The 12,895-nt window shown below is 69.3% G+C and carries 15 protein-coding genes; 11 read left to right on the top strand and 4 right to left on the bottom strand.

Annotation, left to right across the window (positions count from 1 at the left end):
- Positions 1-10 precede the first annotated feature (10 nt).
- The 3 genes from JF886_RS03045 to JF886_RS03035 all read left to right on the top strand — a co-directional run bounded on the left by JF886_RS03045 (position 11) and on the right by JF886_RS03035 (position 2,336).
- Complete coding sequence (locus JF886_RS03045) at positions 11-238, top strand: hypothetical protein (protein ID WP_337309481.1); 228 nt, start codon at positions 11-13, stop codon at positions 236-238.
- 126 nt (positions 239-364) lie between these two features.
- Positions 365-1,282 carry a haloalkane dehalogenase gene (locus JF886_RS03040; RefSeq protein WP_337309479.1) on the top strand — a complete coding sequence of 306 codons (918 nt, stop codon included), beginning with the start codon at positions 365-367 and terminating at the stop codon, positions 1,280-1,282.
- Positions 1,283-1,307: 25 nt separating this feature from the next.
- Positions 1,308-2,336 (top strand): hypothetical protein, encoded by a 1,029-nt coding sequence (locus tag JF886_RS03035; protein ID WP_337309477.1) that lies wholly within the window; start codon positions 1,308-1,310, stop codon positions 2,334-2,336.
- Positions 2,337-2,360: 24 nt separating this feature from the next.
- Here JF886_RS03035 and JF886_RS03030 read toward each other — a convergent pair whose 3' ends face one another.
- Entirely contained in the window at positions 2,361-2,675 is a 315-nt protein-coding gene (locus JF886_RS03030) for an iron chaperone (protein WP_337309474.1), read from the bottom strand.
- Positions 2,676-2,921: 246 nt separating this feature from the next.
- Between JF886_RS03030 and JF886_RS03025 the strand changes: the two genes are divergently transcribed.
- The 5 genes from JF886_RS03025 to JF886_RS03005 all read left to right on the top strand — a co-directional run bounded on the left by JF886_RS03025 (position 2,922) and on the right by JF886_RS03005 (position 6,092).
- Positions 2,922-3,137, top strand: coding sequence for a hypothetical protein (locus tag JF886_RS03025; protein WP_337309472.1), 216 nt, complete (start codon positions 2,922-2,924; stop codon positions 3,135-3,137).
- Positions 3,138-3,267: 130 nt separating this feature from the next.
- The gene (locus tag JF886_RS03020) at positions 3,268-3,618 is read left to right on the top strand and encodes a YciI family protein (protein ID WP_337309470.1); all 351 of its coding nucleotides are present in this window, start codon (positions 3,268-3,270) and stop codon (positions 3,616-3,618) included.
- 110 nt (positions 3,619-3,728) lie between these two features.
- A complete protein-coding gene (locus JF886_RS03015) occupies positions 3,729-4,061 on the top strand; it encodes a YciI family protein (protein WP_337309467.1) in 333 nt (110 codons plus the stop codon).
- Complete coding sequence (locus tag JF886_RS03010) at positions 4,048-5,316, top strand: RNA polymerase sigma factor (protein WP_337309464.1); 1,269 nt, start codon at positions 4,048-4,050, stop codon at positions 5,314-5,316. Before JF886_RS03015 ends, JF886_RS03010 begins: the two co-directional genes overlap by 14 nt.
- A 227-nt stretch (positions 5,317-5,543) precedes the next feature.
- Positions 5,544-6,092, top strand: coding sequence for a dihydrofolate reductase family protein (locus tag JF886_RS03005; protein WP_337309462.1), 549 nt, complete (start codon positions 5,544-5,546; stop codon positions 6,090-6,092).
- A gap of 39 nt (positions 6,093-6,131) precedes the next feature.
- Here JF886_RS03005 and JF886_RS03000 read toward each other — a convergent pair whose 3' ends face one another.
- The 3 genes from JF886_RS03000 to JF886_RS02990 form a co-directional block, all read right to left on the bottom strand.
- A complete protein-coding gene (locus JF886_RS03000; protein WP_337309460.1) occupies positions 6,132-8,270 on the bottom strand; it encodes an FGLLP motif-containing membrane protein in 2,139 nt (712 codons plus the stop codon).
- A gap of 212 nt (positions 8,271-8,482) precedes the next feature.
- Entirely contained in the window at positions 8,483-8,968 is a 486-nt protein-coding gene (locus tag JF886_RS02995) for an SRPBCC family protein (protein WP_337309458.1), read from the bottom strand.
- The gene (locus tag JF886_RS02990; RefSeq protein ID WP_337309548.1) at positions 8,965-9,279 is read right to left on the bottom strand and encodes an ArsR/SmtB family transcription factor; all 315 of its coding nucleotides are present in this window, start codon (positions 9,277-9,279) and stop codon (positions 8,965-8,967) included. Before JF886_RS02990 ends, JF886_RS02995 begins: the two co-directional genes overlap by 4 nt.
- 118 nt (positions 9,280-9,397) lie before the next feature.
- Here JF886_RS02990 and JF886_RS02985 point away from each other — a divergent pair, with 118 nt between their 5' ends.
- The 3 genes from JF886_RS02985 to JF886_RS02975 all read left to right on the top strand — a co-directional run bounded on the left by JF886_RS02985 (position 9,398) and on the right by JF886_RS02975 (position 12,768).
- The gene (locus JF886_RS02985) at positions 9,398-11,302 is read left to right on the top strand and encodes a sensor domain-containing diguanylate cyclase (protein ID WP_337309457.1); all 1,905 of its coding nucleotides are present in this window, start codon (positions 9,398-9,400) and stop codon (positions 11,300-11,302) included.
- An 80-nt stretch (positions 11,303-11,382) separates the two neighbouring features.
- Positions 11,383-11,541, top strand: coding sequence for a hypothetical protein (locus JF886_RS02980; protein WP_337309455.1), 159 nt, complete (start codon positions 11,383-11,385; stop codon positions 11,539-11,541).
- Positions 11,542-11,658: 117 nt separating this feature from the next.
- On the top strand, positions 11,659-12,768 hold the full coding sequence (locus JF886_RS02975) for a hypothetical protein (protein ID WP_337309453.1): 1,110 nt from the start codon (positions 11,659-11,661) through the stop codon (positions 12,766-12,768).
- Positions 12,769-12,895 lie beyond the last annotated feature (127 nt).

Below are 12,895 nucleotides of genomic sequence, written 5' to 3'. Positions count from 1 at the left end.
AGTGACAGCCATGCACGACTTCGAGATCACCGAGCTGGGACAGATCCGCGAGCAGGAGAGCATGCTCGCCCGCCTCGAGGCGCGGGCGCGGCGCCAGGCCCGTCGCGAGGCCCGTGGCAACAACGGTCCGGTCGTCAACGCGCCATGGCTGGTGGCCTTCCTCGGGATGGGAGAGCAGCGGGAGGCAGCTGCGCACCACTGCCATCCGCACACCGCCCACGATGCCGGCCACAGCTGACTGACGCCACTGGGCGAGCCGGCGCGGTACGCGGCCTTCGATCAGGGGCGGCGGACCGCAAGGATGCAGAACTCGTTCGTCCTGAGCCTCTACCCTTGCGCCCCCACAGCAGCCGAGGAGGTGCCCGTGGAGATCCTGCGCACGCCGGACGACCGCTTCGTCGACCTGCCCGACTACGCGTTCGAACCTCACTACGTCGAGGTCGCAGCGCCTGACGGCACGAGCCTGCGCGTTCACCACGTCGACGAGGGAGCGCCCGACGGGCAGGTGGTGCTGCTGCTGCATGGCGAGCCGTCGTGGTCGTACCTGTATCGCCGGATGATCCCGGTGCTCGTCGACGCCGGGCTGCGCGCCGTCGCCATCGATCTCGTCGGTTTTGGACGCAGCGACAAGCCGTCGCGCCGTGAGGACTACACCTACCAGGCGCACATCGACTGGACCTGGGCCGCCATCGAGGCGATCGGCCTGCACGACATCACGCTCGTCGCCCAGGACTGGGGCGGCCTCATCGGCCTGCGCCTCGTCGCTGAGCACCCCGAGCGATTCGCCCGCGTCGTCGCCGCCAACACGGCCCTGCCGACCGGTGACCAGCATCCCGGCGATGCGTTTCTGGCCTGGCAGCGCTACAGCCAGGAGACGCCGGAGCTGCACGTCGGGCGAATTGTCAGCGGCGGATGCGTCACCGACCTCACACCCGACGTCGTCGCCGCCTACGACGCTCCCTTTCCCGACGAGACATACAAGGAGGGCGCACGCCAGTTCCCGCTGCTGGTCCCCACCAGCCCGGACGACCCGGCCGCGCCCGCCAACCGGCGCGCGTGGGAGTCTCTTCGACGTTTCGACCGGCCCTTCCTGTGCGCCTTCTCCGACTCCGACGCGGTGACCCGCGGCGCCGACGCACCCTTGCGCGCGGAGATCCCGGGTGCCGCCGGCCAGCCCCACACCACCATCGTCGGCGCCGGTCACTTCCTCCAGGAGGACAAGGGCGAGGAGCTCGCCCGCGTGGTGGCCGATTTCGTGGCGATGCCCCGCCCAACGGCATAGACTCGGCCGCGATGAGGGAGAACCGGTGACCAGGGCCGCACACCTCGTCGGCAGCATCCCCGCCGACAGCGCCGACGACGCCATGCACCTCGCCACCACCCACCTCGGCTCGCGGCTGCGCACCCTGCCCGACGGCGAGACGGGCGAGCGCCATCACTGGATCGTCCACATCATCGACGCGCTCCGCCGTCACCCCGACCTCGAGCTGAAGAAGGAGGGCGACTGGTCGGACTACGACAACACGCCGGTCCTGCGCGTCCGCAAGGGCCACACCCTGCGCGGCGAGACGCTCGACTTCGGCCACGTCGCCGCGTTCGAGCAGAGCTGGCCCACCTTCCAGCGCGTGCGCGACGAGCAAGGCGACAGCTCCCTCGCGTTCCAGGCGGGCGTGCCCGGCGACCTCGACATGGCGCTCTTCACCCTGGGGCCGATCGGCGCTTTCCGCCACCGCGCCGCGTTCCGCACGGCAACACTCCGCGAGATCCGCGAGATCCACCGCCGCGCGGGCAACGACGTCGTCTTCCAGATCGAGGTCCCTGCCGAGCTGATCTTCGTCGCGCGCATGCCCGGTCCGTTGCGCGGACTGATGGCGACCTTCCTTGGGCGCGGGATCGCCCGTCTCGCACGCGAGGCGCCGCAGGGTGCGCGCTTCGGCGTGCATCTCTGCCTTGGCGACATGAACCATCGCGCGCTCGCCACGTTGACTGATTCCACCCCGGTGGTGCTGCTCTCCAACGCCATCGTCAAGGCGTGGCCGAAAGGCCGTCAGCTGGAGTACATCCACGCGCCGTTTGCCGCCGCGGAGAAGGTGCCGCGCACCGACCAGGCGTGGTACGCGCCGCTGCGTCGCCTCGTGATCCCCCACCGCACGCGCTTCATCGCCGGCTTCGTGCACGAGGACCAGGACCTCGAGCAGCAACGCAAGCTCCGCGACGTCATCGAGCGCAACGTGGGCGGCGAGGTCGACGTCGCCACCTCGTGCGGGCTCGGTCGTCGCAGCCGGCCGGCTGCGGTTGCTGCGCTGGAGCGAACCGCAGCTCTCAGCGGCGACTAGAGCGACGTGGGCCGAGCTCGGCCCTCAGCTCACCGCCGTCTTCACGAGCGCGCCGATCCTCTTCCCGTCGGCGGCGGTCAGCTTCATGAGCGCGAAGGCGTTCGGCCACATGCTTCCATCGTCGAGGTTCGCCTTGTCCGTGAAGCCGAGCCTCGCGTATCTCATCTTGAACTTCCCGGCGTCTTGAAAGAAGCAGACGATGGCGCCGTCCCTGGCGTACGCGGGCATCCCATACCAGAGCTTCGCGAAGAGCTCTGGCGCGCTGGCTTTGATAACAGCATGGATCCGCTTGGCCATGGCGCGATCCGCTGGAGCCATACCGTCGATCTTGGCGAGCACGGCGCTTTCTTCCTCCGCCTTGCTTCCGGCCGCCCTCGCTCTTTGATGAGCTCCCTCATCGCGCGTCGTTCCTCGGCTGTGAAGACTGGGACGCCTTGGCGGTGGTACTGGTGCTCTTGGCGGCCTTCGCCGTGCTCTTCTGGGCCGGTTTCCTGTCAGCCATAGGCCCCGGACTCTAACCAGATCGGCCAGCAGGCACCTGCCGCGCGACACACAGCTGTCGCCGGCCGGCCTCACCCTGCAGCCATGAGCAGCCAGCCCGGGAAGGTCATCGACGCCACCCTCCGCTTCGCCCGGTCCAACCCGGAGCTGCTCGCCTACGCCAACGACAACGCGGGACAGCTGGCCATGCCGGTCGACGACCTCCTGCGCCAAGCGATCGACCGCGTCGCGGCTATGCGTGCGAGCGAGCGGCCGCAGCGGTTCACCGGACAGGGGCGCCCGCTGCTCCGCGCCATCTGACACCGCGCGCGCCCGCGCTATCCCGCGTGGTTGATGCGACGACGGGGTGCTGTCGATTTTGGCCACCCCGCTGCGTCGTACAGACAGAGGGCGGCCACCCCGGCGGCCCACAAGGTCTGGAGGACAACCGATGCCGAAGTACGTGCTCCTGCTCTGGCAGGACGAGAGCAAAGCGGAAAGGCCCGGCACACCGGGATTCGACACGGAGATGGGCGCGTACGGCGCGCTGCAGGAGGAGCTCAGCGGGGCGGGCGCGTTCCTGGCCGGCGAGCCCCTTCAGCCCTCTGCCGCCGGGCAGGTGGTGCGGGTGCGCAACGGCAGCACGGATGCGAGCACGGGCACGGTCGCGAGCGGCGCCGAGCAGCTCGTCGGCTACTACGAGATCGAGTGCAAGGACGAGGCCGACGCAGCCCACTGGGCAGCCAAGATCCCGGCCGCCGCCAAGGGCGCCATCGAGGTTCGACCCGTCTGGTCGATGTAGTGACGCGTCGGGCGGCGCCTCGCTATGAGCGGGGCGCCGTCCATCGCTCGACCACTCTCTACGATGCACAGACATCGTCACCCGATCCGCCGCCACAGTGAGGCCACGCCATGAAGTACATGCTGCTGATCCGCTCCCCGGCCGACACACCTGTGCGTCGCGAGGACATGCTCCCACGCCACGAGAAGTTCATCGAGGCGACGGGTCGGCGCGGCAAGCTCGTCGACGGCGCTGAGCTCGCCGACGTCACCACCGCCACAACACTGCGCCGCCAGGGCAACGACACCATCGTCACCGACGGGCCGCACGCGGAGACCAAGGAGCACCTCGGCGGCTATTACCTCATCGACTGCGCCGACCTTGACGAGGCGATCGAGATCGGCCGCGATGTTCCGCTCGTCGACGGCGCGACGCTGGAGATCCGCCCACTTGTCGAACACTGACGTTCCGCGCGTTGCCGTCACCGCCGAGGATGCGCTCGTCGGCGTCTTCCGCGGTGAGGCGGCGCGCATCGTCGCCACCCTGACACGGCTGCTCGGCGACATCGACCTCGCCGAGGACGCCGTCCAGGAAGCGCTCGCCGCCGCCGTCGAACGCTGGCCGCGCGACGGCACCCCGGATCGTCCCGGCGCGTGGCTGATGACCACCGCGCGCAACAAGGCGATGGATCACCTCCGTCGTGAGCGCACCCAGGCGACTGCACGCGAGGCCGCGCTGCGGCTCAACATCGACGACGACAGCGACCCGGCGTCGCCCTTCGACGGCACGCCGATCCCCGACGACCGCCTGACGCTGCTGTTCACGTGCTGCCATCCGGCGCTCGCGATGGAGGCTCGCATCGCGCTGACGCTGCGCCTCATCGGCGGTCTCACCACGCCGGAGATCGCGCGCGCGTTCCTGGTGCAGGAGTCGACGATGGCGCAGCGCCTGGTGCGCGCCAAACACAAGATCCGCGCCGCGCACATCCCCATCCGCGTGCCACCGCAACCCTTGCTCGCGGAACGGCTGTCGTCAGTGCTCGCGGTGATCTACCTGGTCTTCAACGAGGGCTACCTCGCCAGCAGCGGCGACGACGTCGTGCGCCACTCGCTGTGCGACCAGGCCATCCGTCTCGGCCGGCTCCTTGCTGCGCTCATGCCCGAGGAGCCGGAGACAGCCGGGTTGCTCGCCTTGATGCTGCTGACCCACAGCCGTCGTGATGAACGCCAGGGCGACGGCGGCGAGTTGCGCCTGCTCCGCGACCAGGATCGCTCGCGCTGGGACCACGAGATGATCGACGAAGGTCATGTCGTGCTCGAGGGCGCGCTCGCGCACCTCCGCCCCGGCCGCTACCAGGTGGAGGCGGCCATCGCCGCGCTGCACTGCGACGCGGACTCTGTCCAGGCCACGGATTGGGAGGAGATCGCCGCGCTGTACGCCACCCTGCGCGCGCTGGCGCCGTCGCCGATCGTGGCGCTGAACCACGCTGTCGCCATCGCCGAGTGCGGGTCACCGGCGCGGGGGCTCGGCCTCGCAGACGACGTCGCCGAGGCGCTCGACTCGTACCACCTGCTGCATGTCACCAGGGCCGAGCTGCTAGTTCGTCTCGGCCGTACCGCCGACGCTCTCGTGGCGTACGACCGCGCCCTCGAGCTCGTCACCAACGACGCCGAGCGCGCTCATCTCCAGAGTCGGCGGGCCGAGGCAGCCAATTCGTAGCCAACGTGACACCGGGCCTTGGATAGCGACCCGTCCATTCGCCTCATGGCCGAGCGCGCGAACTCACTGCGACCACAGCCGAGCGCGACATCGGACCGTCTGACCGCCTGGCTGGCGTCCGCGCGACGGTGACGGCGTCGACCTGATCGTCAAGCTGAGGCCGCCGCTGCCTGACGTCGTTGAACCCCGCTCGATGACTCTCACTGACCAATCGGTACTCTTGCGTCATGCGACCCCTTCGGTATTCCATCAACGTCACATTGGATGGGTGCTGCGATCATCGTGCGATGGTCGCGGACGAAGACCTGCATCGGCACGCGGTCGAGAACCTCGGCCAGGCCGATGCCCTCCTCTTTGGCCGGGTGACGTACGAGATGATGGAGGCAGCGTGGCGGCTGCCGGCGCCGACGGGAGCGAGGCCCGATTGGATGGAACAGTTCGCCCGAACGATCGACGCCGCCAAGAAGTACGTTGTGTCGAGCACCCTCGACCGTGTCGATTGGAACGCGGAGCTCGTGCGCGGGGATCTGGGAAAGGCCGTTCAGCTGCTCAAGCAAGAGCCAGGTCAGGGACTGTTCGTGGGTGGCGTGAAGCTTCCGCTGGCGCTGACGGAGCTGGGATTGATCGATGAGTACGAGTTCGTGGTGCATCCCAGGCTCGCGGGCCACGGGCCGACGTTGTTCGCGGGGCTTTCGAGGCTTGTCGATTTGAGGCTCGTGAGCCAGCTGGAGTTCGGCTCGGGGGCGGTGGCGATGCGGTATGAGCCGAAAGGCTAGCCGGGCCTACTGATCCGCGTCCGCGAGGCGCGCGTCGACCTAGCCGGGCGGAGCCTCCTGCCGGGCAGTGGCACGGAAGTATCCCCAGAAGGCGACCGACGCGGCGCCGAACGCGAGGAACAATCCCACCGTCGTCCATAGCGGCACGCTGGCGACGTGCGCACTCGACGACTGCGGACGCAGCATGATCTGCACCAGCCCGAACATCGCCACCGCGAACATGGCCGCCCACGCCCCCCAATGCCAGGCGGCGAGCTTCTCGCCGGGGAGGAAGCGCAGTGGCACCAGCCCCAGCACTACGCCCGCTAGTCCGCCCACGAAGAGCGCGCTGAGCACGTTGGCGAGAAGCGCGATCCCGAACCCCGCTCCGGGCTTGGCCGCGGCGGTACTCACCGGCACCCACAGCAGCCAGGCCAGCACGGCCACCAGCAGCGTCACCGCCGACGACAGCGCGACGAGATGACCTTCGTCGCGCCGCGGCAGCGCGCCCGCGAACGCGATCCCGCCGATGATCCCGTAGAGGTACCCCGGCTGGAAGTTGACCACGCGCGAGACCAGCACGCAGGCCGCGGCCACCACCAGCCCGCTCGGCAGCGCGCGCAGCTCCCAATGGGTGCCGCGGTGGCGCGCGCCCCGGTATGCGGCGGTCACCGCGGCGCCCAGTGTCATGGAGATCACGAACGACAGCACGATCCCCGCGAACAGCGCCGCGCTCTTGGCGTTGAAACCCGCGAGGGGGTCGAGCAGAGACCCGAGCACGGCGCCGATGAGAACCGCGGCTGCCAGCGCCGCCGCGCCCCGCAGGGCGCGGGTCTGCGCGCGTTCGCGTCGGGCGCGTGTCCATGGCAGCCGGCGCTCCCACCACGCGCGGATCCGGTCGTGGTTCTCGTCATAGGTGCGGTTGAAGAGCTGCGACGGGAAGACGACGAGCAGCACCAGCGCGAGCACCAGCAGCGCGCTGAGCAGCAGCGCCGGCGCGGAGCTGCCCACCGCTGCGGGAGTCGGCAGCGACGTGCTGAAGCTCGACACGACGTTGTTCGTTGTGCCACCCCCGCCAGTGCCAGTGCCAGCGCCAGCGCCGCCACTAGCAGCGGGGTTGATCCCCACCCCGGACACCAGCAGGATCCCTGCGTCGACGTTCCTGCCAACCGCGATGCACGGTCCGGCTGGAGCGCAGGTGATCGCGATCACGACTCCGGCGGTTGTCCCGACGCTGGTCAGGCTGGTGCCGTCGGACGTCTGCAGGATGGAGGACCTGGCGGACGAATCACTGGCCACCAGGCACAGGTCACCGCTGCAGTAGACGTCGTCGAGGAACGCGTATTGCTTGCCGTTCGGTGCCGGCCACATCCGCCAGCTCGCGCCCGCGTCAGTGGTGGAGAAATACGCGGACGCGCATTGCGTGACCCCCTGGCCCCCGCACTGCTCGCCGCCCACCACCACGCCGTGCGACGCGTTGGTGAAGGCAATGCCGGTGAGGTCGCTGTACGCGGGCAGGCAGAAGCCCTGGCCTGCCGAGCACCCATTCGGTGGTGAGACGTCCTTCCACGAGCCGCCGAAGTTGTCGCTGACCCAGGTGCCCCCGCCCACCACGAAGCAGCGCTGCGCTGTCGCGCACTGCACCCTGTTGAGCCCCGTGGGGATCCCCTGGGAGGTGGGCGCCGCCGCCGCGGTCCATGTGGTTCCGCCATCGACCGACACCAGCTCCGACGAGATCCACTGCGAGCTCGAGGTCGTGTACGTCGATCCGAGAGCCAGACAGCGGGACGACGCGACGCACGAGACCGAGCTGAGCGCCGTCGCTGATGGAAGCGAGCCGGCGGCGGTCCAGGTGCGACCGTCGCGCGTGATCGCTGCGGCGCCTGTGCCTGCTGCACGTCCGACGGCGACGCAGTGGGTGGCGCTGAAACAGCTGACGCTGTCGAGCTCGTCGATGCCGGCCGCCGTGGTGGTCGTCCAGTGTCTGCCAGCGTCGCTGGTCGACACCACCGTGGCGCCGCTGAGGCCGCCGACCGCGTAGCAGGTCATCGCGCTCGGGCAGACGATGCCGAACAGTGGTGGCAGCCCGGGTAGGCCGGCCGGAGTGGAGAACGACACCCCCGCAGCCGCAGCCGTGCTTGGCAGCAGTGCCCCCGCAACGGCTGCAAGTCCGATCCAGAGCAGCCCTGACCGAGGCACAGCCCCCTCCACGACGCGGGCCGTCGGCCCGGTTGACGCGGATTCTGGCACCACGGGTACGCCTTCGACCGCGGCCCGGGGGACGACGAAGAGCCCGCCGCCGCAGGGGGAGACGGGCTCTTCGCGCGCACGCGTCACGGACGGGCGCGCCCCCGCGCGCACGCGGATACGCGCGCGCACGCACCGCGGATACGCGCGCGGCGCGCGAGGCGCTAGCTCTGTGCTTCCGCCGCCTTGGCGAACGCCTCCAGCCCGAGCTGCCACCCGTCCTGGTTGCCGACCATGTCGCGGTGCTGCTCCCAGCCCTCGCCGTGGGCGTCGAGCTTGCTGTGCTCGAGCACCACGCGCGTCCGTCCCGGCCCCTCGGCGGTGAACATGACCTCGACCTGGCTCGCCTTCTCCGGGTCGCCCTCGATCTGGAACTGGTTACTGATGTCCCAGCTGAACACCAGCCGGTTCGGTGGGTCGTACGCGAGCACGCGCGCCCAGCGGGACTCGGTGCCGTCGGTGGCGCGGTCATAGATGTTGCCGCCGACGCGGGGCTCGAACACCATCTCGGCGAGCTCACCCTGGAGGATGTGATGGGTCGACGGCCACCAGGTTCCCATCTCCTTGGTGAACACGGTGAACGCACGGTCGATCGGTGCGTCGACCATCACCGATGCGCGGACGGTCGTGTCGGCTGCCTGTGTCGTCACTGGGTCTCCTCCTCCACCTTTTCAGCGGCTGTCTTGAATGCGCGAAGCGCGTGGTCCCAGAACTGTTCGAAGTAGGCGCGCAGCTCGGCGACACCGTGCGGGTCGAGGCTGTAGACCCGACGGTTGGCGACCGGGCGATCGCGCACCAGCCCCGCGTGCTTCAGCACCCTCAGATGCTGCGACACCGCCGGCCGGCTCACCGGCAACCCGCGAGCGATCGCCCCGACGGGCAGCGGTCCGTCCGCAAGCCGCTCGAAGATCGCCCGCCGAGTCGGGTCGCCGAGCGCGGTCATCGCCTCTCCGTTAGCCATCACTTACCGTAAGTGTAGACGCACGCAGAAGCCGCTGTCAAGCGCCGTTTCGACTTGTGCGCGATTGTCAACGGTCACGTGACATTCCCCCGATGGCACGCCCGTAAGGTCAGCTGGGATGACTGCCCCCGCCTCCCCACCGACGAGCATCGCGCGTCAGCTGCAGACGTCCTTCCGGCTGATCTCGGTGATCATCGCGGGCGCGCTCGCCATCGCGTTGATCACTCTCGCGTTGTCGGTCTTCGTGGTGGGACCTCAGCTGGGCCGCGAGATCGACGTCAACAACAACGCCCACGAGGTTCAGCAGGCGATGCTCAACGAGGAGACGGGCGTGCGCGGCTACCTGTTCACCCGCGACCGCACCTTCCTCGAGCCGTACAACCAGGGCGCGCGGGACCTCGCCGACTTCAACGCCCGTCTTGATGCGGAGGTGGCCGGCAGTCCCATCCTGCAGTCCTACCTGATACCGGCGCGGGTCGCTCAGCAGATCTGGGTCACGACCTGGGCGCAACCCCTTGCCGCCGCACCGGCACCGACCAGCGTCGCCGCTGCGCAGCCGATCCTCAGCACGGGCAAGACCCTCTTCGACCGGTATCGGGCCGCTGAGACCCCGCTGGCCAACCAGATCGACGTCGAGCTGTCCTCCGCGCGCTTCAACCAGTACCTGGTCCTGGGGGTCGCCGCCGCACTCGAGTTGTTCCTCTTCACCATCACGTTGTTCGTCACCGCGCGACAGCATCGACGTCTGCAGCGCGACATCGTCCAGCCGGTCGACGGGCTCCTCGCCACCATGCGTGCCGTTCGCGACGGCGACCTCGCCGCCAAAGTTCCTGAATCCGGCCCGCTCGAGCTACGCCAGATCAGCAGCGGTCTGACGGAGATGACCCGGTCGCTGGCCCAGGAGCGCGAGGCGCGGCTGGCTCGCGAGTCGGAGGCGATTCACAATGCTCAGCGCCTGCAGCAGATCCTGACTCTCGCTCGCGAGGTTGCGGGCAGCCTCAACCTTCGCTACGTCCTCCGCGCTGTGGCGACGAGCGCGACGGTCGTGAGCGGGTGGTCAAGAGCCACCGTGTGGCTCACCGACGACGAACAGAATCGATTGGTCGCCGCGTACGACAGTGACGGAACGAACGGTGTGCCAATCGACATCGAGCCGTTGGCGCTGGGCGAAGGTTGCGCGGGCAAGGCCGCCAAGTACGGCCGCACCGCCACCGATGGCGACGACGCCACCGCCGTCGGGCCGGACGGTTCGCGCACCCGCTTGGCCCTTCCCATGATCGTGGGCGCGCGGGTGGTCGGCGTGCTCGAGGTCCGCGACTCTGAGGGGCGAACCGCGGACGCTGCTACCGTCGAATCCCTCGACGCGCTCGCCACCCACGCCGGCACCGCCATCGAGGCCGCCCGTCTGCACCAGAAGGTGGAGGAGCGCAGCGAGCTCGACGCCTTGACGCACCTCTTCAACCGCCACCGGTTCGAGGTCGACCTCGAGGCTGAAACGGGCCGGAGTCTTCGCTACCAACGCCCGTTGACCTTCGTGATGATGGACGTCGACCACTTCAAGACATTCAACGACGAGCACGGCCACCAGCGCGGCGACGAGGTGCTCCAGGAGGTGGCGGCGGTGCTCACCGGCGAGCTCCGTGAGGGTGACACCGCCTACCGCTACGGTGGCGAGGAGTTCGGCATCCTCCTCCACGAAACCGATGTCGTCGGAGGCGCCGAGGTCGCCGAGCGGATCCGGACGCGCCTCGAGCAGTCGCTGGGCGCGCACGGGAACCATCGTGCGGTCACGGCGTCGTTCGGGGTGGCTGGGTTCTCGGAGCGGCTCGGAACCGCCGATCAGCTCGTGCGTGCCGCCGACGCCGCGCTGTACGAGGCCAAGCGCGCGGGACGCAACCGAGTGGTGATCAGCGTTGCGAGCGACGTCGTCCCGGCGGTACTCGCCAGGCAGCGGAAAACAGGCCGCGCCCGCCCGGGCGCGGTCAAGTCGGCGCGCGTGACCAGGGGTGCGAAGTCGGCATAGCCGAGCCCAGTGCCTTCGCGGACAGTCGCCCCGGCGTTGGGCTCGAGCCGCGTACGATGCTTGCGGCAAGGAGGCCCAGCGTGAACCTGTCCCGATTCCTCTACCGCGCCGCCCGCGCGTCACGCGACATCGAGGCGGTCAGCAGCGGCAACCCACGCCGCATCACCCGCCGCGCCAAGAACAAGCTCGTCGGCAGGGCGCTCGGTCGCGCCGGTGTCTGGCGCCGGCTCTGGAAGTAGGCGGGTCGGCCTCTCCACCAAACCCTCGCCGCTCCTTACCACGTCCATAACCGGCGAAGTGGTGTCCTGTGCAGCGGTGCGCCGCCCGCCGCGGCACGGGAGAGTGGAGGTTCGACCATGGGTCATCGGGGGAAACAGCGCGGCATCGTCGTCGCCGGGTCCATCGCCATCGCGGCGCTCACGGCGGGCTGCTCCAGCTCCACCACCACCGCCACGCCGTTGTCGTCGAACGCCGCCGCGTTCTCGCCGGCGCCGGGACAGTTCGCCACGTCCACCCAGAGTGCCGAGCTGCTGAACCACCTGGTGGCCCCTCCCGGCTGGACGCTGACCCTCTGGGCGGTCGGTGGTGGCAAGTACTCCAACCCCGACTCCATCGAGAAGGACGGCAGCAATATCTGGGTCGGCTACCAGAACGTCACCGCCAAGGACGGCAGTGACGGCAAGACCAGCACCATCGTCGAGTACACGACGAGCGGGACCGTCGTGAGGACGTGGACGGTGCCCGGCCACACCGACGGCCTGCGCATCGACCCGGCCACGCACAAGGCGTGGGTGACCTCCAATGAGGACGGCAACCCCGCGCTCAACATCATCGACCCGGCCAGCGCGACGCCGCAGTCGATCACCCTGTCGCCGACGGCGCACGGCGGCGGCTACGACGACCTCGCCTTCGTCGGCGGATCGACGTACATCGCCTGCTCCAATCCCACGCTCGACGCCAACGGCAACAACGTCTTCCCTGCCGTCGACAAGATCACCGTCACCGGCAACTCCGCGACGGTCAGGCCGGTGCTCATGGGCAACGCGGCCGCGACCGACACGGTGGCCAACGCGCCCGTGACCCTCAACCTCACCGATCCCGATTCATTCACCACCGACCCGAACGGCAACGTTGTCCTCGTCTCACAGGGCGACTCCGCCCTGATCACCATCTCGAACCCGGGCGCAGCCAACCAGGCGGTGACCAAGACGCCGATCGGCAACCAGGAGGACGACACCGTCTGGACGACAGCGAACTCCGGGACCCTGTTCGTCACCGACGCCGGCAAGAACGCCGTCTACACCATCAAGTGGTCCGGGCCCAAGGGAACCGTCTTCACCGAGGCACCCAACGACTCGGGTGTGGTCGGCTTCATCGGCACCATCGACCTGAAGACAGGGTTCATCACCCCGGTGAGCACCGGCTGGGTCAAGCCGACCGGTCTCCTCTTCGTCCCCGCTTCCTAGCGGAGGCGGCGCTCCCTTCCCCCGGGGGAGCGCTCGCCTCGCCGGGCAGCGTGACAACCGCCAACGTCGGGGCGCTCAGAGCTGAGCGTGGTCCGCTGAACGAGCGCCCGCGGCTGATCCGCGGGCG

Origin of the sequence: Candidatus Aeolococcus gillhamiae, assembly GCF_016464765.1 — a bacterium.
Classification (GTDB): Bacteria; Chloroflexota; Dormibacteria; order Aeolococcales; family Aeolococcaceae; genus Aeolococcus; species Aeolococcus gillhamiae.
Note: the sequence above shows the minus strand (reverse complement) of the source record. Positions and strands in the feature narration are given on the sequence as shown.